This window comes from Streptosporangium sp. NPDC050284, from assembly GCF_044459525.1.
Classification (GTDB): domain Bacteria; phylum Actinomycetota; class Actinomycetes; order Streptosporangiales; family Streptosporangiaceae; genus Streptosporangium.
On sequence record NZ_JBITIZ010000006.1, the window covers coordinates 25,364 to 48,932 of the forward strand.

At 71.0% G+C, this 23,569-nt stretch carries 22 protein-coding genes; 12 read left to right on the plus strand and 10 right to left on the minus strand.

What is annotated here, in order from left to right; genetic code table 11:
• Positions 1-83 precede the first annotated feature (83 nt).
• From ACIBH4_RS15825 to alc, 3 genes are all read left to right on the plus strand, one after another.
• Positions 84-1,325: a glycerate kinase gene (locus tag ACIBH4_RS15825; RefSeq protein ID WP_362767333.1), complete on the plus strand. Its 1,242-nt coding sequence runs from the start codon at positions 84-86 to the stop codon at positions 1,323-1,325.
• Between the two features lie 57 nt (positions 1,326-1,382).
• Positions 1,383-2,696 carry an allantoinase AllB gene (allB, locus tag ACIBH4_RS15830; protein WP_362507194.1) on the plus strand — a complete coding sequence of 438 codons (1,314 nt, stop codon included), beginning with the start codon at positions 1,383-1,385 and terminating at the stop codon, positions 2,694-2,696.
• A gap of 81 nt (positions 2,697-2,777) precedes the next feature.
• Positions 2,778-3,809 (plus strand): allantoicase, encoded by a 1,032-nt coding sequence (alc, locus tag ACIBH4_RS15835; protein ID WP_362507191.1) that lies wholly within the window; start codon positions 2,778-2,780, stop codon positions 3,807-3,809.
• A 75-nt stretch (positions 3,810-3,884) separates the two neighbouring features.
• On the opposite strand, the gene pknB is transcribed toward alc, so the two are convergent.
• From pknB to thiO, 4 genes are all read right to left on the minus strand, one after another.
• On the minus strand, positions 3,885-5,834 hold the full coding sequence (gene pknB, locus ACIBH4_RS15840; RefSeq protein WP_362507188.1) for a Stk1 family PASTA domain-containing Ser/Thr kinase: 1,950 nt from the start codon (positions 5,832-5,834) through the stop codon (positions 3,885-3,887).
• 75 nt (positions 5,835-5,909) lie between these two features.
• Positions 5,910-6,728 (minus strand): thiazole synthase, encoded by an 819-nt coding sequence (locus ACIBH4_RS15845; RefSeq protein ID WP_362507185.1) that lies wholly within the window; start codon positions 6,726-6,728, stop codon positions 5,910-5,912.
• Between the two features lie 36 nt (positions 6,729-6,764).
• Positions 6,765-6,965: a sulfur carrier protein ThiS gene (gene thiS / locus ACIBH4_RS15850; RefSeq protein ID WP_362507182.1), complete on the minus strand. Its 201-nt coding sequence runs from the start codon at positions 6,963-6,965 to the stop codon at positions 6,765-6,767.
• Positions 6,962-8,194, minus strand: a complete 1,233-nt coding sequence (gene thiO, locus ACIBH4_RS15855; protein WP_362507179.1) for a glycine oxidase ThiO — start codon at positions 8,192-8,194, stop codon at positions 6,962-6,964. Before thiO ends, thiS begins: the two co-directional genes overlap by 4 nt.
• A 314-nt stretch (positions 8,195-8,508) precedes the next feature.
• Here thiO and ACIBH4_RS15860 point away from each other — a divergent pair, with 314 nt between their 5' ends.
• The 3 genes from ACIBH4_RS15860 to thiE are packed head-to-tail and all read left to right on the plus strand — an operon-like array spanning position 8,509 to position 10,731.
• Positions 8,509-9,687, plus strand: a complete 1,179-nt coding sequence (locus tag ACIBH4_RS15860; protein WP_362507176.1) for an FAD-dependent oxidoreductase — start codon at positions 8,509-8,511, stop codon at positions 9,685-9,687.
• Positions 9,688-9,737: 50 nt separating this feature from the next.
• The gene (locus ACIBH4_RS15865) at positions 9,738-10,112 is read left to right on the plus strand and encodes an Rv2175c family DNA-binding protein (protein WP_362507173.1); all 375 of its coding nucleotides are present in this window, start codon (positions 9,738-9,740) and stop codon (positions 10,110-10,112) included.
• On the plus strand, positions 10,090-10,731 hold the full coding sequence (thiE, locus tag ACIBH4_RS15870; protein WP_362507170.1) for a thiamine phosphate synthase: 642 nt from the start codon (positions 10,090-10,092) through the stop codon (positions 10,729-10,731). Before ACIBH4_RS15865 ends, thiE begins: the two co-directional genes overlap by 23 nt.
• A 217-nt stretch (positions 10,732-10,948) precedes the next feature.
• On the opposite strand, the gene ACIBH4_RS15875 is transcribed toward thiE, so the two are convergent.
• Complete coding sequence (locus tag ACIBH4_RS15875) at positions 10,949-12,016, minus strand: polyprenyl synthetase family protein (RefSeq protein ID WP_362507167.1); 1,068 nt, start codon at positions 12,014-12,016, stop codon at positions 10,949-10,951.
• Positions 12,017-12,433: 417 nt separating this feature from the next.
• Here ACIBH4_RS15875 and metF point away from each other — a divergent pair, with 417 nt between their 5' ends.
• The gene (gene metF / locus ACIBH4_RS15880; protein WP_362507164.1) at positions 12,434-13,366 is read left to right on the plus strand and encodes a methylenetetrahydrofolate reductase [NAD(P)H]; all 933 of its coding nucleotides are present in this window, start codon (positions 12,434-12,436) and stop codon (positions 13,364-13,366) included.
• Between the two features lie 23 nt (positions 13,367-13,389).
• Here the strand turns inward: metF and ACIBH4_RS15885 are convergent, their stop codons facing one another.
• Positions 13,390-13,938, minus strand: a complete 549-nt coding sequence (locus ACIBH4_RS15885) for a GNAT family N-acetyltransferase (RefSeq protein WP_362767336.1) — start codon at positions 13,936-13,938, stop codon at positions 13,390-13,392.
• Between the two features lie 337 nt (positions 13,939-14,275).
• Positions 14,276-14,752 carry a YbaK/EbsC family protein gene (locus ACIBH4_RS15890; RefSeq protein WP_362767339.1) on the minus strand — a complete coding sequence of 159 codons (477 nt, stop codon included), beginning with the start codon at positions 14,750-14,752 and terminating at the stop codon, positions 14,276-14,278.
• A gap of 119 nt (positions 14,753-14,871) precedes the next feature.
• Between ACIBH4_RS15890 and ACIBH4_RS15895 the strand changes: the two genes are divergently transcribed.
• Entirely contained in the window at positions 14,872-15,672 is an 801-nt protein-coding gene (locus ACIBH4_RS15895) for a L,D-transpeptidase family protein (protein WP_362507155.1), read from the plus strand.
• Positions 15,673-16,048: 376 nt separating this feature from the next.
• Positions 16,049-16,495: an SAV_6107 family HEPN domain-containing protein gene (locus ACIBH4_RS15900; protein WP_362507152.1), complete on the plus strand. Its 447-nt coding sequence runs from the start codon at positions 16,049-16,051 to the stop codon at positions 16,493-16,495.
• A 222-nt stretch (positions 16,496-16,717) separates the two neighbouring features.
• Here the strand turns inward: ACIBH4_RS15900 and ACIBH4_RS15905 are convergent, their stop codons facing one another.
• From ACIBH4_RS15905 to ACIBH4_RS15915, 3 genes are all read right to left on the minus strand, one after another.
• Positions 16,718-17,911, minus strand: coding sequence for a PP2C family protein-serine/threonine phosphatase (locus ACIBH4_RS15905; protein ID WP_362507149.1), 1,194 nt, complete (start codon positions 17,909-17,911; stop codon positions 16,718-16,720).
• A gap of 150 nt (positions 17,912-18,061) precedes the next feature.
• Positions 18,062-18,556: a transcriptional regulator gene (locus tag ACIBH4_RS15910; RefSeq protein WP_350948034.1), complete on the minus strand. Its 495-nt coding sequence runs from the start codon at positions 18,554-18,556 to the stop codon at positions 18,062-18,064.
• A 490-nt stretch (positions 18,557-19,046) separates the two neighbouring features.
• Positions 19,047-20,291, minus strand: coding sequence for an arginine deiminase (locus ACIBH4_RS15915; RefSeq protein WP_362507146.1), 1,245 nt, complete (start codon positions 20,289-20,291; stop codon positions 19,047-19,049).
• A gap of 300 nt (positions 20,292-20,591) precedes the next feature.
• Here ACIBH4_RS15915 and pyrR point away from each other — a divergent pair, with 300 nt between their 5' ends.
• The 3 genes from pyrR to ACIBH4_RS15930 are packed head-to-tail and all read left to right on the plus strand — an operon-like array spanning position 20,592 to position 23,418.
• Positions 20,592-21,173 (plus strand): bifunctional pyr operon transcriptional regulator/uracil phosphoribosyltransferase PyrR, encoded by a 582-nt coding sequence (gene pyrR, locus ACIBH4_RS15920; RefSeq protein WP_362507143.1) that lies wholly within the window; start codon positions 20,592-20,594, stop codon positions 21,171-21,173.
• A complete protein-coding gene (locus tag ACIBH4_RS15925; RefSeq protein ID WP_350948037.1) occupies positions 21,170-22,099 on the plus strand; it encodes an aspartate carbamoyltransferase catalytic subunit in 930 nt (309 codons plus the stop codon). The genes pyrR and ACIBH4_RS15925 overlap by 4 nt, the downstream gene beginning before the upstream one ends.
• Positions 22,099-23,418 carry a dihydroorotase gene (locus ACIBH4_RS15930; RefSeq protein WP_362507139.1) on the plus strand — a complete coding sequence of 440 codons (1,320 nt, stop codon included), beginning with the start codon at positions 22,099-22,101 and terminating at the stop codon, positions 23,416-23,418. The genes ACIBH4_RS15925 and ACIBH4_RS15930 overlap by 1 nt, the downstream gene beginning before the upstream one ends.
• Positions 23,419-23,569: the final 151 nt, after the last annotated feature.

The following is a 23,569-nucleotide window of genomic DNA, read 5'->3' on the forward strand; positions in this document are numbered from 1 at the left end:
TCTCACCGGGGTCCGGCGTCCGCCTCCCGGCCGTTCACGCCGGCCGGGGAGGCACGCCCCCCGTCCGTCAGCAGGGAGCAGGGTTGTCTGAGTCTTCGGGACACGTCGTGATCGCCCCGGACAAGTTCAAGGGCTCGCTCACCGGCGCCGAGGTCGCCGCGCGGGTCGCGGCGGGCCTCGGGCCAGGCGTCGCCACGGTCGCGTTACCGGTGGCCGACGGCGGTGACGGCACCGTGGACGCGGTCGTGGCCTGCGGGTTCACCCGCGTCGAGGTCGAGGTCACCGGTCCCGTCGGTGACCCGGTCCTCGCCTCCTACGCCTGGCGCGACGCCTCCTCGGGGGAGGGCGCCCTCGCGGGAGGGGACGTGGCGACGGCGGTCGTCGAGCTGGCCGAGGCGTCAGGGCTGCGGCGGTTGCCGGTCGCCTCGGGGTGCGCGGTCACCGAGGGATCTCCCGCGCACGAGGGGGTGGAACTCGCCCCGCTCACCGCGACCAGCCACGGCACCGGCGAGCTGATCGCCCACGCGGTACGGCGCGGGGCGAGGCGGGTCGTGCTCGGCCTCGGCGGCAGCGCCTGCACCGACGGTGGCGCGGGCATGATGCGGGCGCTCGGCGTCCGTTTCCTGGATTCCGGCGGACGGGAACTCCCTTTCGGGGGAGCGGCCCTCCGCGACCTGGAAAAAATCGATATTTCCGGACTTATCGCGATTGATGATGTCGAGTTCGTCGTCGCCGGTGACGTGGACAACCCGCTGCTCGGCCCGCACGGCGCCGCCGCCGTGTACGGACCGCAGAAGGGCGCGAGCCCCGACGACGTGAAGCTGCTCGACCGGGCACTCGCCAGGCTCGCCGCCGTCGCCGCGCACACCCACGGCCTGGTCGGCGCCATCGAGCACGACGGTGTCGTCCGCTCGATGGGCGTGGCGGGGAGGCCGGGCGCGGGCGCCGCCGGGGGAGTGGGCTTCGCCGCGCTGGCCTTCCTCGCGGCCGACTTCCGCCCCGGCATCGACTACCTCCTGGAGCTGCTCGGCTTCCGCGACCGGCTCGAGGGCGCGCGCCTCGTCATCACCGGCGAGGGCTCGCTCGACGAGCAGACACTGCGCGGCAAGGCCCCCGCCGGGGTCGCGAGCGCCGCGGCCAAGGCGGGCGTCCCGGTCGTCGCGGTCTGCGGGCGCCGCACGCTGGGCGACGAGGAGCTGAACGCGGCGGGGATCACCGCCGCCTACGCGCTCACCGACATCGAGCCCGACCCGGCCGTGTGCATGGCCCAGGCGGGCCCGCTGCTGGAACGGCTCGCCCGCACGGTCGCGGAAAGGCACCTCTGACAGGCGGCTGACAGGCGGCTGACAGGCAGGTCACGGACGGCGAGGAACGGAGAGTGGATGAGCGCAGAGGTTGAGGAAGTGGCGGATCTGGTCATCCGGTCCCGCAGGGTCGTGCTGCCTCAGGGAGAGGGCCCGGCGGCGGTCGCGGTAAGAGGCGGGAAGATCGTCGGGGTGCACTCCCACGACGCCGGGCCGGACGCCGTCGAGCAGGTCGACCTCGGCGGCGTCGCGCTGCTGCCCGGCCTGGTCGACACCCATGTGCACGTCAACGAGCCGGGCCGTACCCACTGGGAGGGGTTCGCCTCCGCCACCCGGGCGGCCGCCGCGGGCGGGGTGACCACGATCGTGGACATGCCGCTCAACTCGCTGCCACCGACCGTGAACGCGGACGCCCTGGCCGTGAAGCGCGAGGCGGCGGACGGGCAGTGCGCGGTGGACGTCGCCTTCTGGGGCGGGGCGATCCCCGGAAACGTCGGAGACCTGCGGCCGCTGCACGAGGCGGGCGTGCGCGGGTTCAAGTGCTTCCTGTCCCCGTCGGGCGTGGACGAGTTCCCGCCGCTTGACGAGGACGGGCTGCGGGCCGCCATGGTGGAGATCGCCTCCTTTGACGGGCTGCTGGTCGTCCACGCCGAGGACCCCGCGCTGCTCGCCGACCCGGAAGGGCCGGGATACCCGGAGTTTCTCGGCTCCCGGCCCGGAGAGGCCGAGTGCCGCGCCGTCGAACGGGTCGCCGCGCTGGCGGGGGAGACCGGGGTGCGGGCGCACATCCTGCACGTGTCGTCCGCGCTGTGCCTGGAACCGCTGGCGAAGGCGAGGCGGGAGGGGGTGAGGCTCACCGCGGAGACCTGCCCGCACTACCTCACGCTGATGGCCGAGGAGGTGCCCGAGGGCGCCACCCAGTTCAAGTGCTGCCCGCCGATCCGCTCCTCGGCCAACCGTGACGAACTCTGGCGCGGCCTCGCCGACGGGGTGCTCGGCTGCGTCGTCTCCGACCACTCGCCGTCCACCCTCGACCTGAAGGTGCCCGACTTCGCCACCGCCTGGGGCGGGATCTCCTCCCTGCAGCTCGGCCTCACCGCCGTCTGGACCGAGGCGGCACGGCGCGGGCACGGCCTGGGCGACGTCGTGCGCTGGATGGCGGAACACCCGGCCGCGCTGGCCGGGCTGCGCGGTAAGGGCGCCATCGCCGTGGGCGCGGACGCCGACCTGGTCGCCTTCGACGCCGACGCCGTCCACACCGTGGACGTCTCCACCCTGCACCACAGGAACCCGGTCACTCCCTACCACGGCAGGACGCTGGTGGGCGAGGTCCGTACGACGTGGCTGCGCGGCCGGGTCGTGGGGAACGATCCCCAGGGCACCCTCCTGTAGGACGACGCCGCCAAGACGATCCCGGTCCGCGGTGAGACCGCTACGGCGGCCCGGCCGGTTCACCGTGAGAAAGGCCTCTCCTTGACCGAACCGACCAACGTGACCAACGCGACCGAGCCGACCAACGTGACCGAGCCCACCAACGCGACCAGCCCTGCCGAATTCACCGCGCTGCCCGACCTCGCCCTGCGCACCCTCGGCGGCGCGGTCGTCGCGGCCAACGACGAGTCCTTCGCCGAGAGGGAGAGCCTCATCAGGCCGGGCCGTCCCGGCTTCATGCCGCACACCTTCGGAGCCAAGGGCCAGGTCTACGACGGCTGGGAGACCCGCAGGCGACGCGAGCCCGGCCACGACTGGGCCCTGGTCAGGCTCGGCATGCCCGGCGTGGTGAGGGGCGTGGTGATCGACACCGCCTGGTTCAAGGGCAACTACCCGCCGTACGCCTCCGTCGAGGCCGTCGAGGTCGAGGGCTACCCGACGGTCGCCGAGCTGGAGGCGGCCGACTGGGTGGAGATCGTTCCCAGAAGTGGTCTCAAGGGGGACGCCGAGCACCTCTTCGCGGTGTCCGGCGAGCGCCGCTACACGCACGTGCGGCTGAACATGTTTCCCGACGGGGGCATCGCCCGTCTGCGGGTGCACGGCGAGGTCAGGCCCGACCTGTCCCTGTACGAAGGGTTCGGACTGGACCTGGCCGCCCTGGAGAACGGCGCGCTCGTCACCGCCTGCTCCAACGAGTTCTACTCCTCGCCCAACAACGCCATCTCACCGGGTCTCGCCCGTCACCAGGCCGAGGGCTGGGAGACCGCACGCCGCCGCGACGGTGGCAACGACTGGCTGGTGATCCGCCTGGCGGGCTCCGGCGTCGTCGGCCTCGCCGAGATCGACACCACCAACCTGGTGTTCAACGCCCCCGCCGAGGTCTCCATCACGGGCACCGCGGACGGCACCACCTGGTTCCCGCTGCTGCCCAGGACCCGCCTGCTGCCCGACACCCGGCACCGCTTCCGCATCCGGGACGCGCCCGCGGCCACGTACGCCAGGGTGGACATCTATCCCGACGGCGGCCTGGCCAGGGTCCGCCTGCACGGCTTCCTCACCGAGACCGATGGCTGACGCGGCCCCGGCGACGGATGACGCCCCCGGTCCACCTGCGCCCGTACGGCCTCCTTCGCGGGGGCCGTACAGGGGTCAGTACCAGATGGTGACCTGGGTGCCGGGCGGGACCGCCTGGCCGCCCGGCGGGATCTGGGCCAGGACCCGGCCCTTGCCCAGGGTGCGCTTCATCTTCACCGTGACCCCCGCGGCGCGCAGCTCGTCTCTCGCCGCCCGGTAGTCCTTGAAGACGATGTTCGGGATCACCACGACGTTGCCGCCGTTGTCTCCGTTCTCCCCGGGCGGGACCTCGCCGTCGCGCTCCCAGGGCCAGCGCCACTCGCTGCTGCACTGCGACAGGGTGAGCCGGACCACGGCGCCCTTGTCGATCTCGGCCTTGGGCTGCGGGTCCTGGGCGATGACGGTGCACGGCTGGGCCGAGTCGGTCTGCTCGACGAACTCGGGAGCGAACCCCGCCCCGCGCAGCACCCCATCGGCCTGGTCGCGAGGCATGCCCCTCACGTCCGGCATGAGCAGGCCCGCGCTCACGATCAGGTCGACCTTGCTGTTCTCCCTGACCGGGTTTCCCACGGCGGGGACGGTCCGCATCACCTGGCCGCGCGGCACGGTCTCGCTGGGCTGCTTCTTGACATCGTCGACGAGGAGTGAGGACTCGGCCAGCCTGCTCCTGGCCTGCGGTTCGGTCATCCCCACCACATTGGGCACCGCGACCCGCTTGGGACCGGCGGAGGCGATGAGGATCAGCTTGCTCCCCGGCTCGGCCTCGGTGCCGGCCACGGGCTCGGTGCGCAGCACGGTCCCCTTCGGGGCCTTCTCGTCGTGCTCGGCCTTGCCGGTCTCGACGGTGAAGCCGCGCTGCTTGGCCTCGCCGGTGGCGGCCGTGATGTTCTTGCCCACCAGGGTGGAGGGCACCACGATGGCGGTGTTCTGCGAGAACAGCCAGCCGGTCACCCCCACCGCGATCACCATGACCGCGGCGAGCCCGATCAGGAACCAGCGGGCGCCGGACCTCCTGCCTGCCTTGGGAGCGGTCGTGTGGTGGTCGTCGGCCGGGCCGGTGGGCAACTCCACGCGGGGCTGGATCAGCGTGTGGTTGGCCGGGGCGGGGGGCGTGGGCGCCGCCATCTCGTGGCCGTGCGGCGGGCCGACGGGCAGGGACGGCACCGGGCCGCTCTCCTTGGGCAGCATCCGGTGGGCCTCGACGGCGGCGACGAGCAGCGCGGTGGCGTCCACGGGGCGGTTCGCGGGATCGCGGGCCGTCGCCTTCGCCACCAGGGTGTCGAGCAGCGGGGGAGAGCCGGGCAGCAGTGCCGAGGGCACGGGAACCGTGTCGTGCACGTGCCGGTAGGCGACCGACATCGGGGTCTCGCCCTCGTAGGGCTGGCGGCCGGTCAGAAGCTCGAACAGCATGATGCCGGCCGCGTAGACGTCGCTGCGGGCGTCGGCGCCTCCCGCGGTCACCTGCTCGGGCGACATGTAGCCGATGGTGCCGATCATGACACCGGTGCGCGTCTGGTTGCTCGCCTCGATCGCGCGGGCCAGGCCGAAGTCGACGACCTTGACCCGGCCGTCGTCGGCGAGCAGCACGTTCTCCGGCTTGACGTCCCGGTGGATCAGGCCGGACTGGTGGGCGGCGCCCAGCGCGGCGAGGACCGGGATCATGACCTCCAGCGCCTCGCGGGCGGGCAGCCTGCCCCGGGCACGGAGCACGTCGCGCAGGGTCCGGCCCGGCACGTACTCCATCGAGAGATAGACGTTGTCGCCGTCGGTGCCCTGGTCGAACACGTGCACCACGTTGGGGTGCGACAGGCTGGCCACCGACTTGGCCTCGCCGATGAAGCGACGCACGAAGGCGGGGTCCTCGGCGAGCGAGCGGTGCATCACCTTGACGGCGACCGTGCGGTCGAGCCGGACGTCCAGGGCCAGATAGACGGTCGCCATTCCGCCCCGGGCGATCCGGGACTCGACGCGGTAACGCCCGTCGAGGAGTTTCCCGACCAGGGGGTCCGTAAGCGTCGTGTCCACGTGGCCGAGTTTACGGGCGATTTGGCGCGGGCAGGATCCCCGAATCCCAAACCGATGCCGAGACGTGGTGGTTTTCTATCGATGGACCGTCGGCGGCCTGTCGATCGAGGGAGAGGAGGCTTCCGCGTAGCGACGCCGGGGTATCCGCCCGGCCATACGCGCGGCCCGGCCTGCGGAGACGGCCGAGCGCATCGCCTGGGCCATCAGGGCGGGACGCTGTGCCCGGGTGACCGCCGTGGCCAGCAGGACCGCGTCGCAGCCGAGCTCCATGGCGAGTGCCGCGTCGCTGGCCGTGCCGATCCCGGCGTCCAGGATCACCGGCACGCTCGCGAACTCCACGATCAGCTCGATGTTGTGCGGGTTGCGGATGCCGAGTCCCGAGCCGATCGGCGCACCCAGCGGCATCACCGCCGCGCAGCCCACCTGCTCCAGTCTGCGTGCCAGTACGGGATCGTCGCCGATGTAGGGCAGCACCGTGAACCCGTCGGCGACCAGCCGCTCCGCCGCGTCGAAGGTCTCGATGGGGTCGGGCAGCAGAGTGCGCTCGTCGGCGATGACCTCCAGCTTGACCCAGTCGGTCTCCAGCGCCTCCCTGGCGAGCCTGGCGGTCAGCACGGCCTCACCGGAGGTGAAGCAACCCGCGGTGTTCGGCAGCACCTTGATGCCGCGCCGTCGCAGCACGTCGAGCACCGAACCCCGCGCGGACGGGTCGAGCCGCCGCATCGCGACGGTGGTCAGCTCGGTCCCGGAGGCGGCGAGCGCCTGGTCGAGGATCTCCAGGGACGGGGCGCCCCCGGTGCCCATGATGAGGCGGGAGGAGAACTTCTCGCCGCCGATGACCAGATCGTCCACCGGGTCCGTCGTCAACCGGCCGGCCTCCCTGGCGTCCGTCATAGACCTGTCGATCCCTCTCGCGTCCTTCGTCACCGGTCAGCCTCCCTGGACCGCGGTGAGCACCTCGACGCGGTCGGCCTCCACGAGCGCCGTGGAATCCCAGGCGCCGCGCGAGACGACCTCGTCGTTCACCGCGACGGCCACCCCGTTCCGTACCTCGGTCAGCCGCCGTACGGCCTGCGCGACGGTCGCACCCGGGGGCAACTCGTGCGCGGCGCCATTGATGGTCACGTTCATCTGTACTCCTGCGGTGTGTGCTCCCGGAGGCGGTGCTCCCATGGCGGAGGTTTTGGGGAATCGAGTTCCCGGGAACGGTGCTCCCGGTGGCGGTCCTGGGCGCCGCGATCACGGAAGCGGAGCGGCGAGCAGATCGCGGAGAGCCCGGCGTCCGTCTCGCCCGTCTCCTGCGAGCAGAGGTCGGCGGTGAGCGGCGCGAGCAGGACCCCGCCCCGGTGATGCCCGGTGGCCAGGTGGAGACCGGGCACGATCGTGGGGCCGATCAGCGGCAGGTTGTCCGGGGTGCCCGGACGCATGCCCGCAGTCATCTCGGCCACCTCCAGCTCGGTCACCCCGGGGACGAGCTCCCGCGCGTCGCGCAGCAGCTCCCACAGTCCACCGGCCGTGACGCGGGTGTCGAAGCCCATCTCCTCCTGGGTGGCGCCGAGGACCGTCTCGCCGTCGCCGCGCGGGACCAGGTAGACGTGCGAGCCGTGAACGACCCCGCGCACACACCGCCGCAGGATCGGCGCGGGGGAGCGCAGTCGCATGATCTGGCCCTTGACCGGCCGTACCGGGGGCAGCGCCTCCGGGGGCACCCCCTCCAGGGAGCCCGACCAGGCTCCGGCGGCGAGGACCACCAGGTCGGCTCCGACGGTCTCGCCGGTCGAGAGGCGTACCCCGGTGGCCCTTCCCGAGGCGGTGATCAGCTCGGCCGCGCGGGCGCGTACCAGGGCGCCGCCCGCGCGCTCCAGGGCCGCAAGGAGTGCCGCGGTGACCCTCCTGGGGTCCACCCAGGCGTCGCCGCCGGCCAGCAGGCCACCGCGGACCGCGGGGGCGAGCATGGGCTCCAGGCGGCGGCACTCGCGGCCGGTGAGCCGCTCGGCGGGCAGCCCCAGCCTGGAGACGAAGGCGGCGAGGTCGTCCAGCGCCGCCAGGTCGTCGGAGCCGAAGGCGACGTCGAGCGTGCCGTCGGTGCGGTAGTCGAGGTCGTGCCCGCTCGCGTCCGCCAGTTCGGCGGCGAAGGCGGGCCAGCGCTTCAGGGAGGCGAGCCCCAGCCGCAGCAGCGGCTCCTCGGTGTAGGTGACCTCGCTCACCGGGGCCAGCATGCCCGCCGCCGCGTACGAGGCGCCGGAGGCCGGCGCGGGGTCGGCGACCGCCACCCTGCGGCCCAGGACGGCGGCGCGCCACGCCACCGACAGGCCGATCACGCCGCCGCCCACGACGAGGAGGTCGAGATGGTCCGCCATACGTGCTCCGCTCCCTTCGCCGGCATGACCCGGATCAGGTTCGTGGCGGTCGAGGGCCCGCTCGCGGTCGTCTCCGGACCTCGCTCGCCGTGCCGTGCGGGGCGCTTCTCCTCGCACATCACCAGCTCGCAGGGGGTCCTTCCTCGTCCGCAGCCCTCCTCTCAGCCCGGTGCGTTCCGGGCTCCCGCGCGTCTTCTCCTCTCACCCTAAGGGCTGGGGCAACACGCTTAGCGCGTTAGATGTGAGGTAAATCCCGTTTTCGTTATCAACGACCGTTGGTAGGAGTACGGGGTTCCCGCTTATCGTCGGGAAGTGTGAATCATGTCGTGGTGGTTGGAGCCGGCCTCGCCGGTGTGCGCAGCGTGGAGGCGTTACGAGCCCGTGGGTTCGGCGGCAGGATCACCCTGATCGGAGAGGAGCGGCACCGGCCCTACGACCGCCCGCCCCTGTCCAAGGGAGTGCTGCTCGGCGAGACCGATTCCACGGTCGTCGACTCCGACCTCGACGCGCTTGAGATCGACTTTCGCGCGGGCGTGTCGGCCAAGGGTCTCCATCCCGGTGTGGTGGAGACCACCGAGGGCGAGATCGCCTACGACGGCCTGGTCGTCGCGACCGGTGCCCGCCCGATCAGGCTGCGCGGGGACGGCCCCCAGCACGTGGTGCGCACCATCGACGACGCGCTCCGGCTGCGCTCCCTGCTCGGCGAGGGAGTCAGGGTCGCCGTCATCGGCGCGGGCTGGATCGGCGCCGAGGTGGCGACCGCCGCCCGCAGGGCGGGCTGTGCCGTGACCGTCGTCGAGGCCGCCCGCACCCCGCTGGCCACCGCGCTCGGCGAGGTCGGTGCGTACACCGCCCCCTGGTACGCCGAGGCGGGCGTCGACCTGCGCCTGGGCACCATGGTCGCCTCCGTCGACCACGGGGGGCTCACTCTGGCGGACGGCTCCGCGGTGGAGGCCGACGTGGTCGTCACCGGAGTGGGCGTGCGGCCCGCGACCGAGTGGCTGGCCGGATCCGGCATCAGGCTCGACAACGGCGTGGTCACCGACGAGCACCTGCGCACCTCGCTGCCCGACGTGGTCGCCGTGGGCGACTGCGCCGCCTGGTGGTCGCGCCGCTACGGCATCCGCCTGCGCGTCGAGCACTGGGACACCGCCCTGGGCGCCCCGGACGTCGCGGTGGCCACACTCCTCGGCGACGCCGCGGTCTACGACCCGGTCCCCTATTTCTGGTCCGAGCAGTTCGGCCACATGGTCCAGTACGCCGGCCACCACGACGGTGCCAGGCTCATCCTGAGAGGCGATCCGGCGGCCGAAGGGAAGCCCAGGTGGGCGATCTGCTGGGTGACCGAGGACGACAGGCTCACGGCGGTGCTCTCGGTCAACCGCCCCCGCGATCTGGTCCAGGGGCGCCGCCTCATCGAGGGCGGACAGCGCCTCGACGTCGATCGCCTCACCGACCCTGCGATAGCGTTGCGCGATTGTACGGTGGCGTAACCTCGCCGCCGGGTGTTTGGCGAAGGGCTCGATGTGGTAGTGGTGGATTCGTGACGCTTTCTGTTGCGCAGATCGACCGGGAAACCGACCAGTTGGTGGGCGAGTGGCTCACCCTGACCGAGGTGGCCAGAAGGCTCAACCTGAGCGCCGGTCGCGCCAAGCAACTTCTCAAGGACCGTAAGCTCATCGGAGTGCGCAGGGGCGGCGGAGAGCCGCAGGTCCCCGCCGTGTTCCTCGTCGACGGAGACGTGATCAAGGGCCTTCCTGGGACCCTCACCGTGCTCCTGGACGCCGGATACGACGACGTCGAATCCCTTCGCTGGCTTTTCACTCCCGACGACACGCTGCCGGGCTCACCGGTGGACGCGATCGTGGCGGGCCGCCACACCGAGGTGAAGAGACGTGCCCAGGCCCTCGGTTTCTGACGCCCGCCTGTATCTCTGCACGGACGGGCGCCGAGACCGGGGAGACCTCGCGGACTTCCTCGACGCCGCCCTCGCGGGCGGGGTCGACATCGTGCAGCTGCGCGAGAAGGGCCTTGAGGCGCGCGAGGAGCTCGACCTCCTCGCCGTCTTCCGCGAGGCCTGCGACCGGCACGGCGCCCTCCTGGCCGTGAACGACAGGGCCGACATCGCGTACGCGATCCGTCCCGACGTGCTCCACCTCGGCCAGGATGATCTGCCGGTGCGGGTCGCGCGCGACATGCTCGGCGACGACATCCTCATCGGGCGTTCCACTCACGCCCCCGAGGAGGCGTCCGCTGCGGCCGTCGAGCCCGGAGTCGACTACTTCTGCTGCGGCCCGATCTGGCCGACCCCTACCAAACCGGGAAGGTCCGCCCCGGGCCCCGGCCTGCTCAGGCACGCCGCGGCCCTGGAGACCGACCGGCCATGGTTCGGCATCGGCGGCATCGACCTCGCCAACCTGGAGGAGGTCATGTCGTACGGCGTGCGCAGGGTCGTGGTCGTCCGGGCGATCACCGAGGCCGACGACCCCAAGGCGGTGGCGGCGGAGTTCAGGCGGAGGCTGGACGCTCCCGCCTGAGGCTTCCGCCGTCCCGGCGGCTCGCCGCCCGGCGGGGACCGTGCCCATGGCCGGGCGGATCGCCCTGTCGTCGGCCCGGTCCTGTTCGCCGCCTGTCGGGAGTCGGCTCTGCCGGGAGCCGCCCCGTCGTGAGCGGCATGCCGGGAGCCGCTCCGTCGTGAGCGACTACGCCGCGAGCCGTCCTGTCGTGAGCCGTTCCGTCGTGTGCCGGGTACGGTCAGGTCCGCCGGGAGGTGGCGGCCACCGCGAGGTCGGCCAGGGCCGCGCGGGCCTCGGGGAGGATCGGTGCGCCCTCCAGCGAGCCGAGGGCGTTCTCCAGATACCCCTTGATGAGGTCCTCGCACGCCACGAGGGCCCCCGTCTCCTCGATGATCTGACGCAGCCGGTCGATCCCCGTCTCGTCCAGGTCCGGGTCGCCGAGCGTGGTGCGCACCACCTGAGCCTGGGACTCCGAGGCCACGGCGAGCGTGCGGGCGATGAGCATCGTCCGCTTGCCCTCACGAAGATCGTCGCCAGCCGGTTTGCCGGTCTCGTCCGGGTCGCCGAACACGCCGAGGATGTCGTCGCGCAGCTGGAAGGCGATGCCCACCGACTGCCCGTACTCCTCGCAGAGCCGGTCGATCCAGGGCTCCCTGCCCCGGGCCGCCAGCACCAGGCCGAGCCTGAGCGGCTGCTCCACGGAATACTTGCCGCTCTTGAAGAGGGCGACCCGCAGCGCGCTTTCGAAGGTGCCCTCGCCGTGCGCCTGCTCCAGCAGGTCGAAGTACTGACCGCACATCAGCTCGGTGCGCATGTCGTCGTGGACCTTCTGCGCCGCCGCCAGAGAGGCGGCCGGCAGGCCACTGTTGCGCCACATCTCACCGGACCAGATGAGCATCAGGTTGCCCAGCAGGATGGCGGCCCCCTCGCCGAACTGTTCGGCCGAACCGTGCCAGCGGGCCTTCCTGTGCAGGTCCTCGAACCTGCGGTGCGCCGAGGGCATGCCCCGGCGCAGATCGCTGGCGTCCATCACGTCGTCGTGCACCAGAGCGCTGGCCTGGAGCAGCTCAAGCGAGGCCGCGGCGGAGAAGATGGCGGGCTCCTCACCCCCGCCCGCACCGTGCCAGCCCCAATAGCAGAAGGCGGGGCGCAGCCGCTTGCCGCCCGCGAGGAAATCCTCGGCCGCCGAGATGAGCGGCGCCAGCTCCGGAGCGCTGACCTGTGGGCGCTGTTGTTCGACGAATCGCCGAAGAGAACGATCCACCTCGGACCGGATCATGTCCAACGCGGCTGCAGAAGTGATCATCGAATACCTCCAGTGTGGAGACCCTGGGCTTCAGCTCTGGGGGGAAAACGCGGTACGGCGCCGTGCATCCCGGCGTCGTGACCGGCGGTGATGACACCCCGACCACCGTACGCATGATGGACAAGACCCTCTCCGCCGGCCCGGTGGAGAGGTGGCACGCCTGTGGAGCCGGTGTGGTGGGGCACGACACCTCCGGGTTCCTTGCGACTGAGGATGAGGCAGGGAACCCAATCTATGAAAATTGGAATCCCCGGCTTTGACGGCGTGAGGAGGTCAGGTAATGAGATTAACGGTCCAAGGGGACATTTCGATCTAGAGGGGTGGTTGTTTACGTGCTAATTGTGACAAGTCCGCTCCACGTCCGGCGGACATGATCTGATCGGGCGGCCGAGCGGCCGGGCAAGTATCCTTGACCCCATGGCTTTGGGTCGCGCGTCTGTCCTCCCTGATCGTGTCGCCACCGTCCGCGAACTCCTCGCTGCCGGTGCCCGCTCGTTCTCCTTCGAGTTCTCCCCCCCGAAGACCGACGAGGGGGAGCGTCAGCTCTGGCGCGCCGTCCGTGAGCTGGAGTCACTGCACCCCACCTTCGTGTCCGTCACCTACGGCGCCGGCGGCAGCACCCGCGACCGCACGGTCGACATCGTCGAGCGGATCGCCCGCGAGACCACGCTCACCCCGGTCGCCCACTTCACCGCCGTCAACCACTCCCTCCGCGAGCTGCGCCATCTGATCGGCCGCTTCGCGGGAGCGGGCGTGCGCAACATCCTCGCCGTGCGGGGCGACCCGCCCGGCGACGTGACGGGCGAGTGGGTGCGCCACCCCGAGGGCGTCCTGTACGCCGAGGAGCTGGTCCGGCTCATCCGGCAGTCCGGCGACTTCTGCGTGGGCGTGGCCGCCTTCCCGTACAAGCACCCCAGGTCGGCCTCGATCGAGTCCGACACCGACTACTTCGTGCGCAAGTGCCGCGCGGGCGCCGACTACGCGATCACCCAGATGTTCTTCCGCGCCGAGGACTACCTGCGGTTGCGTGACCGGGTGGCCGCCGCCGGCTGTGACACGCCGATCATCCCCGGCATCATGCCCGTCACGCAGATGAGCACCATCGCCAGGTCCGAGCAGCTCTCCGGGGCGCCGTTCCCGCCGGAGGTGGCCGAGAGGTTCGCGGCCGTCGCCGACGACCCGGCCGCGGTGCGCAGCCTCGGCATCGAACACGCCGCCGAGCTCTGCCAGACCCTGCTCGACGAGGGCGCGCCGGGCATCCACTTCATCACCTTCAACCGCTCAAGCGCGACCCGGGAGGTCTTCCAGGCGCTCGACCACACGCCGGAGATCGCCCCGCTGCCGACCTGAGACCGCGGATCCTTCGGGGCGGCTCAGCCGCCCAGCGGCAGGGGGCTCCCGAGGATCGCGTAGCGCTCGTGCCCACCGGGGAAGACGAACTGCGTGAGCAGGTCCACGAAGCCGACGCTGCGATAGAGGTGGCGTGCCGCGGTGGGCTGGTCGCGGGTCGACAGCACGGCGGTGCGCTCCAGGCGGCCCGCGCACATCCCCGTGATCATCGCCCGGCCGATGCCCTTGCCCTGGTAGTCGGGGCGGACGTGGATCTCGGCGAGCTCCAGCGCGTCGCCCAGCCAGCCGCGGGCGCCGCCCTCTCCGTACTTGTCCGCGAGGGCTCGCCTGACCACGTCGTGCCACCACTGGCCGGGAACCCCGTGGAAGCCGTAGGCGATGCCCACGGGGGTGCCGTCGGGGAGCTCGGCGAACAGGCAGGTGAAGGCGGGATGGGTGGCGTGGTTTCCCATGATGAGCCTGCGGCCGGCGACCTGGTCGGCCGGAGGGTTCATCGCCTCGGTGTAGACGCCGAGGACCGCGTCCAGCCGGAGCGTGAACTCGTCGGGGCCGATCCGTCGCAGTCCGATCACGCGTCGCACCCTAGCAGGGTGGACGTGGCACGGGTCACCGCGTGGCGAGGAAGGGTTATCCGGCGCTCACCAGGGAGTTTCCCGGCCTTTCCCACCCGCCTGCCGACCCGGTCACGAAGGGCCTGACCGGCTTCTCGCGACCGCGCCCGGAGCCGTGCGGTTCCGGGCGTGGTCGCGAGCGTCGTGTCGTGCGTACGGAGCACCGGCGTGCTCACCCGCGGCCCGCTCGGTGTGGGGCCGGTCGTGTCGCGCGTACGAGCTCGCCGGGCCGTGGGCGCGGAGGCCCGGTCGGGGGCACGAGCCCGTGGACACCGACTTCAAAAGCCGCGCGAAGCCGTTATTCGACCTCGACGGGGACCCCACCGGTGATGCGGACGAGCTCGTCGAAGGAGGTTGGGAAGACGGTGTGCGGGTGGCCGGCCGCGGCCCAGACGACCTCGTGTTTGGCCAGCCAGGTGTCGACCAGGGTTCTGACCGGGGCGGGGTGGCCGATCGGGGCGACGCCGCCGATGACCTGGCCGGTGGCCGCCCGCACGAAGGCGGGGGCGGCGCGTTTCACCTTCTCCGCTCCGGCCGTCCTGGCGATCAGGTCGGTGTCGACGCGGTGGGCGCCGCTGGTCAGCACCAGGAGCGGCTCACCGTCGGCGTCGAATATCAGGCTGTTGGCGATGGCGCCGACCTCGCAGCCGAGCTGCGCGGCCGCGGTGGCGGCGGTGGGGGTGGCCTCCGCGAAGATGACGATCTCGCCGGGGACGCCGTGCTCGCGCAGGACGGCGGCGACCTTCTCGATGTTCGGATGCAACTTTTCTGGCACGCGGCCACTCTAAACAGATTGACCGTTGATTGCCGTTTCATGACCGGCTGTCTGCACGGGGAAACCGTGCGCTATGGTCCCTTGACCCGATCCATAGTGATATGAGGAGTTGATCGAAAATGGGGGTTGGACTGCGGCCGGGAGTGGCCGCGCTGATGACGGCGGGGGCCGTGCTCCTCTCTTCCGTGGGCGTCGCCCTTCCTGCCGGCGCCGCGGCGGCGGGGACGTTGGGTTCCCCGGCCGTCACGGCGGGGGTGACGGGCGCGTCCTCGTTCGTCGCGCCCGGCAAAACGCTCAAGCTCGGTGCGAAGGGCGCCGCGGTGAAGGTGCTCCAGACCCGGCTGACCGAGCTCGGCTACGCCCCGGGCAGGATCGACGGCCGCTACGGCGGGGCGACCCTGACGGCGATCTGGGCCTTCCAGAAGGTGAACGGCATCTCGCCGACCAGCACCGTGGCACGCAGGACCTGGGACGCTCTGGAGACCCCCCTGGCGCCGAAGGTGCTCGTTCCCAACGGCAAGCCGACCCGGGTGGAGGTCAACCTCGCTAAGCAGGTGATGGTCCTCTACGTGAACGGCACGGTGAAGCTGATCAGCCACACCTCCTCCGGCAGCGGGATCGCCTACTGCGAGACGGCCACCTGGGAGGGCAGGACCCAGCGGTTCTGCGGTGACGCGCGCACGCCGACCGGCGACTACAAGACCACCTGGCGCAGGGACGGCTGGCACAAGTCCTACCTGGGCCAGCTCTACAACCCGATCTTCTTCAACGGGGGCATCGCCTTCCACGGCGCGCTGTCGGTGCCGCTGGCGCCCGCCTCCCACGGTTGCGTACGACTGCCGATGCACGTGGCGGAGGTCCTTCCCGGGCTGCTCGGTACGGGAGTGCCGGTGCACGTCCGAGGCAGGTTCGTCCGGTAGGGGCGATCCGGCGGAACGCGAGCCGCCGGTCGTGCCCTCGCCGGGCGCGAGCAGGGGCCCCGGGAGACGGTGATCTCCCGGGGCCCTTTCGCGTGCTCCAGATGCCCGAAGGTCGAACCTTTGTTCGTCGTTTTACTTGACAGTATTAGTGATCGAATTTATGTTCGATGTGATGACACGGGGCTCGCGGCTCGTGTTCCAAGAGCGGCCGATCGGGTCCATGTCGTCGGCGAAGACGATCGGACCAGGTCAGGGTGGACGGGGAGAGGGGAAGCTCCTCGTCCGGTCGTCCGGCGGATTTGTCGGTGGGGTCTGCGAATGTGATACCACCGGCGAAAACGCCGGAGCCGCTTGCGACCAAGGAGGCTGAAGCGCTATGACCCCTCGGCTCGGCGATTCCGGTGGGCCCCGGCTGTCCCCCACGGTGCGGGCACACCTCACAGACGCGCGCGACTGCCTCGAAGAGGCCGCCGCCGCCAGGACCTCCGCCGCGCGTTACGTCGCGGCCCACCTCGCCGCGCTCAGGGCGGCCGCCGCTGTCCTGGCGGCCCGTCCCCGTCCGATGCAGGGTCGCAGGCGCAGGCTGCGCAGCGCCTGGGAGCTGCTGCCCGAGGCCGAGCCCCGCCTGGCCGAGTGGGCACCCTACTTCGAGACGAGCGCGGCCAAGCGGGCCGCCGCCGAGGCGGGCCTGACCCGCACGGTGTCCTCGCGAGACGCCGAGGAGCTCATCTCCGAGGCGGAGCGGTTCGTCACCACCGTGGAGAAGCTGCTCGGTGTCCCGAGCCAGCCCATGCTCCCGGGCCGGATCCCTCTAGCCGGTTAGAGCGGGAGCGGCCTCCCACCCGGGAGCGGCCGCCCGAGCTCATCGGCGCCGTCCCCGTACGTCCCGCCTCCACCGGTCCCGCCGGCGGGCGCAGGGCGTACGGGGACGTTCTCGTGCCGTCGTTCCCTCGTGCCTCGTTCTCCCACGCTTTTCTCGCGCCGGTGTTCTCTCACGCCGCCGTGAAGCCGTTTTCGCGCCGCTGTTCCCTCGCGGCGCTCTTCCTCACGCCGCCGTGGAGTTCTGGCGGACGGCGCGGTGGCGCAGCAGGAGCATCGCGGCGTCGTCGCTCAGCGGCCTGCCCACGTGGTCGAGCAGGTCGGCGCGCAGGGCGTCCAGCGAGCCCTGGGGGTCCTCGCCCTCCAGCAGGTACGCCCGCTCCAGCAGCGGATAGAACTCGCCCGCGTCGTCGCGTGCCTCGATGACCCCGTCGGTGTAGAAGAGGACCTGATCGCCAGGCTCGAAGGGGATGTGGTGCGGCCGCGGCTCGACGGCCTTGAGGGCGCTCATACCCAGCGGGAGCGCCTCGTCCGGAGGGTCGGCGAACCAGACCCCGCCGTCGGCGTCGAGCACCAGGGGCGCCGGGTGGCCGCAGTTGATGACGGTGATGGTGGAATCGCCGCTGATCTCGGCCAGCACGGCGGTCACGAACTGCTCGCCGGACAGCTCGCGGCTCAGGGCGTTCTCCAGGCGGCCCACGACGCCCTGGAGCGTTCTCTCGTCGTGGGCCGCCTCACGGAAGGCCCCGAGCGCGACCGCGGCCGTCTCCACGGCCTCCAGGCCCTTGCCCTGGACGTCTCCCACGATGATCCTCACCCCGTGCGGGGTGGTGACGACCTCGTACAGGTCGCCGCCGATCCTGGCCTCCGCCGTGGCGGAGGTGTACGAGACGGCCACGCCGATGCCCGGTCCCGCGCGGCGGGGCACCGGGCGCAGCAACACCCGCTGGGCGGCCTCGGCCACCGAGCGCACGTCGGCGAGCTGGCGTTCGTGGCGCAGCCGTCCGGCGCTGGCCAGCACGCCGGCCACGGTGACGCCGAGGATGGCGATGAGGGTGATGTTGATGCGGGACGAGAGGATGTCGTTGTAGAGGCCGAGCGCGAAGCACAGCGCCAGGGCGACAACGCCGACCACCGTGGTGCGGGTCAGGTCGCAGGCCACGCTGGCGAAGGCCGGGCCGAGGGCGAGCAGCGGCAGAAGGCCGGACGTGGGGCCGGTGCCGAAGTCGATCGCGGCCACCACGGCCATCACGACGAACGGCAGGAGTTTCAGGGTGCTCTGGGTCCGGGTGGTGCCGATCGAGGTCAGCAGCCGCGGAAAGGCGCGCGTCCTGGTCGATCCCGGCTGCGCCGGGGCGGTGCGGAGACGGGTCTTGGAGGTCGATCGAGAGTGATCGATCCGATCATCCCCCCTGGCCATGTCCACCACACCTCGCTAAATGCGTGTCTGCCTTTTCCTACCACAATGGCTGTAGCCCGGGGCGGAACTAAGGACAGGTTCTGCTGAGAACGAGGGGCTCTGCGGGGTGGGTACGCCGGTTGCGGCGCACCCACGACCGGTCAGGGGTCGTCAGAAGGCTTCGACGGCTCGGCGGGCCTCCGGGTCCAGGACACCCCAGCCGATGAGCTCCTCGGTGAGCTCACTGGGGGACTTGTCGTAAATCACGGCGAGGGAGCGGAGATCCTCCTGGCGGATGGACAGCACCTTGCCGTTGTAGTCGCCACGCTGGCTCTGGATGGTGGCCGCGTAACGGGCGAGCGCGCCCGCCTTCTCCTTGGGGAGCTGGGCGAGACGCTCAAGGTCGATCACAAGCTTCGGTGTCGGGCCAAGAGGGCTCGGAGCGGAACCCCCCGGCAGCAACTCCGAGACCGGCACCCCGTAGAAATCAGCCAGTTCGGCAAGCTTCTGCACGGTGACGGCACGGTCGCCACGCTCGTAGGAGCCCACGACGACCGCCTTCCAGCGTCCCCGGGACTTCTCTTCGACTCCGTGCAGGGACAGGCCCTGCTGGGTGCGAATGGCGCGGAGTCTTGCACCCAGTGACTTGGCGTACTCAGACGGCATGGTGTGGCCCCCCGGCTCTGTTATGTAGTGCTCTCAACTTGATTGTGCTACCTCGCAACTTATGCCCCGTTCACCGGGTTGATGCCTGAGGCTGGCACCTTTGGTGACCGGTGCGTCAGGGTTCACCCGATAACGCCACGAGGTGTGGTTACGGACAGTGACGGTAAAGCTGTGGGCGCCTAAGGTCAAGCTGATTGGAAAAAAGATGTCGAATCCGATCCGGTGGGGTCCGCCTCAAACGCCGCACTTGTCCTACCCGACATGACGGAAACTCCGGTTTTTTCGGTGCTTTCGCCTGATTCCCGCATCTTATGGATGGTTTGCGGCAGCGGCGTCGCGGGGGGCGGTGACGGGCGTATGATCTTGAACGACGCGCCCTCCGGGGAACACCCGGTGCGACGGTCCCGCCCGTCGGAGACGGCGGCCTGCGGCGTGCCCGCGTGCCGGTCGCGGGCCCGCGAGCGCCGTCCCGGCTTCCCGCGGGGGAGGGTCAGATGCCCTCGCGTTCGAGCGGGCAGCTCATGCAGCGCGGGCCGCCCCGGCCCCGGCCGAGTTCGCTGCCCCGGATCGTGATGACCTCGATCCCGTTCTCGCGCAGGTGGTTGTTGGTGGTGGTGTTGCGCTCGTAGGCCACCACCACGCCGGGACGCAAAGCGAGCACGTTGCAGCCGTCGTCCCACTGCTCCCGCTCGGAGGAGTAGACGTCCTGCGTCGCGCTGAGGACCTTGATGTCGTCCAGCCCGATCGCCCGCGCGATGGCCCGGTGCATGTCCTCGGGAGGATGGTCAGTGATCTTGAGTTCCTTCTCGTTGTCGCCGGGTTCGACCGTGTAGGAGGGCAGCATGCCCAGTCCCGCGAACTTGGTGAAGACGCCGACGTCCACGTTGGTCATGACCGTGTCCAGGTGCATGAAGGCCCGTGCCTTCGGCATGTCCAGCGCGACGATTTTCGTCGCGGCACCTCGCCTGAACAGGCTTCGCGCGAGCATCTCGACCGCCTGGGGCTGCGTACGCTCGCTGATCCCCACCAGCACCGCGCCCCGGCCGATGACGAGCACGTCACCGCCCTCGATGGTGGCGGGAGCCGCGGGGGTGCCCGGCATCCAGACGTTGTAGCCGCCCTCCTCCGGACGGTCGTAGCCGGACGCGAAGGTCGGGTGGTAGCGGTAGATCGCCTCCATGTTGAGGGTCTCGCGGCGGCGTGCCTTCTTTCTCATCGCGTTGATCGAGACGCCGTCGTAGATCCAGCAGGAGGTGTCGCGGGTGAACAGGTGATTGGGCAGCGGGGGCAGGACGAAGTCGTCCGGCCTGAGCGTGTGGAAGGCGAGGCTCTTGGGATCGGTGCCCAGCTCCACCAGTTCGCGCTTGGTGATGCCCCCGGTGAGATAGCGCTTGAGCGTGACGGAGTCCATCGAGTCGAGCGCGTTGCGGATGGCGTCGACGGCCATCGGGCCGAAGTAACGCTCGTCGGCGATGCCGTCCAGGATGTGCTTGCGCGCCTCGGGGATCTCGACCGTCTCGTGGAGCAGGTCGGAGAGCATGTGGACGGTGACGCCCTGGTCGACCAGAAGCCTCTGCCACTCCTCGTGCTCCTCCACGGCGCGCTGGACCCACAGCACGTCGTCGAAGAGGAAGTCGTCCTTGTTCGACGGCGTGAGCCGTTTCAGGGCGAGTTCCGGCCTGTGCAGCAGGACCTGGTGGAGCCGGCCGACCTCGGAGTCGACGTGAAAGGTCATTTCTCTTCCTTAGCGGCTGGTTGACGGGGGTGGCCGGTGGCGGGCACGCCGGGACGGCCGCGTCCGGGAGGTGATCGTCATGCTTCGCCTTGGTGCGGATGTAAAGCGCATACCCGGAAGACCAAGGGGAAGTCAGCGAAGATCGTGATATTTATTCACTTTTGAGAAGATTGTCGAGCCGGACCCGCGCTGTTCGCGAAGCGGACCCCTGTTCGGGCGAACCGTCACCGAGCTGGTACCTTGAGGTCGTTGACTTCCTTTAAGACCCGTCCCGTGAGGCGGGAAAGGTGGTGTTCCTCCTTGGCAGAGGCCATTTCGCGTGCGCTACCGCACGCGCAGGGCGGCGCCCGCGCCGTCCTTGAACAGCCCGACATCAACCGGGCACTCATCCGCATCTCCCACGAGATCCTTGAGCGGACCAAGGGCGGCGAGAACGTCGTCCTGCTGGGCATTCCCACCCGCGGCGTCCACCTGGCCCGCCGCCTGGCCGCCCACATCAAGCAGTTCGAGGGCCGCTCGGTCCCCGTGGGCTCCCTCGACGTCACGATGTACCGCGACGACCTCCGGCTGCGTCCCGCCCGCGCGCTCGGCCGCACCGAGCTGCCCGCCGACGGCATCGACGGCAGGGTGGTCGTCCTCGTCGACGACGTCCTCTACTCGGGCCGCACCGTCCGCGCCGCACTCGACGCGCTCAACGACCTGGGCCGCCCGCAGGCCGTGCAGCTCGCCGCCCTGGTCGACCGGGGTCATCGCGAGCTGCCCATCCGACCCGACTACGTGGGCAAGAACCTGCCGACGTCGAAGTCCGAGAGCGTGAAGGTCTACCTGGAGGAGAACGACGGCAGCGACGCGGTCCTGCTGCTGAAGGGGGACGAGGGGTGAAGCGCCACCTGATCTCCGCGGCCGACCTGACCCGCGACGACGCCCTGCTCATCCTGGACACCGCCGACGAGCTGGCGAAGATCTCGGAACGTTCCATCAAGAAGCTCCCCACCCTGCGGGGACGCACGGTGGTGAACCTCTTCTTCGAGGACTCCACCCGGACCAGGATCTCCTTCGAGGCCGCGGCCAAGCGACTGTCGGCCGACGTCATCAACTTCTCCGCCAAGGGCTCCAGCGTCTCCAAGGGCGAGTCGCTCAAGGACACCGCGCTCACTCTGGAGGCGATGGGGGCCGACGCCGTCGTCATCCGCCACGGCGCCTCGGGCGCGCCGCACCGGCTGGCCGGCTGGGTGCGCGGCAGCGTCGTCAACGCCGGCGACGGCACCCACGAGCACCCCACCCAGGCCCTGCTCGACGCCTTCACCATGCGCCGCCGCCTGGGCCCGCTGGACGGCAGGAGGGTCACCATCGTCGGCGACGTGCTGCACAGCCGGGTGGCCCGCTCCAACGTGCTGCTGCTGGCCACGCTCGGCGCCGAGGTGACCCTGGTCGCCCCGCCGACCCTGTTCCCGGTCCAGGTCGGCTCCTGGCCGTGCGAGGTCTCCTACGACCTCGACGCGGTGCTGCCCAAGTCCGACGTGGTGATGATGCTGCGCGTGCAGCGCGAGCGCATGAACGCGGCGTTCTTCCCCACCGAGCGGGAGTACAGCCGCCGCTACGGGCTCGACCGCGACCGTGTCGCCAAGATGCCCGAGCACGCCATCGTGATGCACCCGGGCCCGATGAACCGGGGCATGGAGATCGCGGCCGAGGTGGCCGACTCGCCGCGCTCGACGATCGTCGAGCAGGTCGCCAACGGTGTGACCGCACGCATGGCCGTCCTGTACCTGCTGCTTGGCGGCGCCGACCTCCGAGGAGAGATCTGATGAACGACCGCATCGGGGCCACGCGTGACGGCATCGTCATCAGGGGCGCCAGGATCCTCGGCGGCGAGCCGGTCGACATCCTGGTCCGCGACGGCCTGCTGGTGGAGATCGGCCAGGGGTTGTCCGGTGGCGAGGTCGTGGAGGCCGAAGGGCTGATCGCCCTGCCCGGCCTGGTCGACCTGCACACCCACCTGCGCGAGCCGGGCCGCGAGGACGCGGAGACCGTCGACACCGGCACCCGCGCAGCCGCCCTCGGCGGCTACACCGCCGTGCACGCCATGGCCAACACCGAGCCGGTCGCCGACACGGCGGGCGTCGTCGAGCAGGTCTGGCGCCTGGGCCAGGAGGCGGGCCACTGCGACGTGCACCCCGTCGGCGCCGTCACCGTCGGCCTGGGCGGCGAGCGCCTCGCCGAGCTCGGCGCGATGGCCGACTCCACCGCGCGGGTCAGGGTCTTCTCCGACGACGGCAAGTGCGTCTCCGACGCGGTGCTCATGCGCCGCGCCCTGGAGTACGTCAAGGCGTTCGACGGCGTCGTCGCCCAGCACGCCCAGGAGCCGCGCCTGACCGCGGGCGCGCAGATGAACGAGGGCGCGGTCTCGGGGCGGCTCGGCCTCACCGGGTGGCCCGCGGTCGCCGAGGAGGCGATCATCGCCCGCGACTGCCTGCTCGCCGCCCATGTCGGCTCGCGCCTGCACATCTGCCACGTCTCCACGGCCGGTTCCGTGGAGATCATCCGCTGGGCCAAGTCCAAGGGCTGGGACGTCACCGCCGAGGTGACCCCGCACCACCTGCTCCTCACCGACGATCTCGTCGAGGACTCCCCGGTCGGCTCCTACAACCCGATCTACAAGGTGAACCCGCCGCTGCGCACGCGCGAGGACGTCGAGGCGCTGCGCGAGGCCCTGGCCGACGGCACGATCGACTGCGTGGCCACCGACCACGCCCCGCACCCGGTCGAGGACAAGGAGACCGAGTGGGCCGCCGCGGCGATGGGCATGATCGGCCTGGAGACGGCGCTGGCGGTGGTTCAGGAGGCGATGGTGGACACGGGTCTGCTCGACTGGGCGGGTGTCGCCGAGCGCATGTCCGTCGCCCCCGCCAGGATCGGCAGGCTCCAGGGCCAGGGGCGGCCGATCGAGGTCGGGGCCCCGGCCAACATCACCCTCTACGACCCTTCGGTGCGCGCCGCGGTCGACCCCGGGGGCTACGCTTCAAAAAGTCGTAACACGCCCTACGAGGGCCTCACCCTGCCGGGCCGTGTCGTGGCGACCCTCCTGCGCGGCAGGCCGACCGTCCTGGACGGAAAGCTCACGTGAGGGTCCTCGTCCGCCGAGCCCGGACCGTCGCGGGCGCCGCCCCGGACGGCTTCTCCCCTCCCTCGCCGAGGCGTGGGGGTTACTCCCGGGGACACGAGGGTGTCCCGTCCGGCGGCGGGGCGGCGACCCAACGTGCCGGATATTTCATACT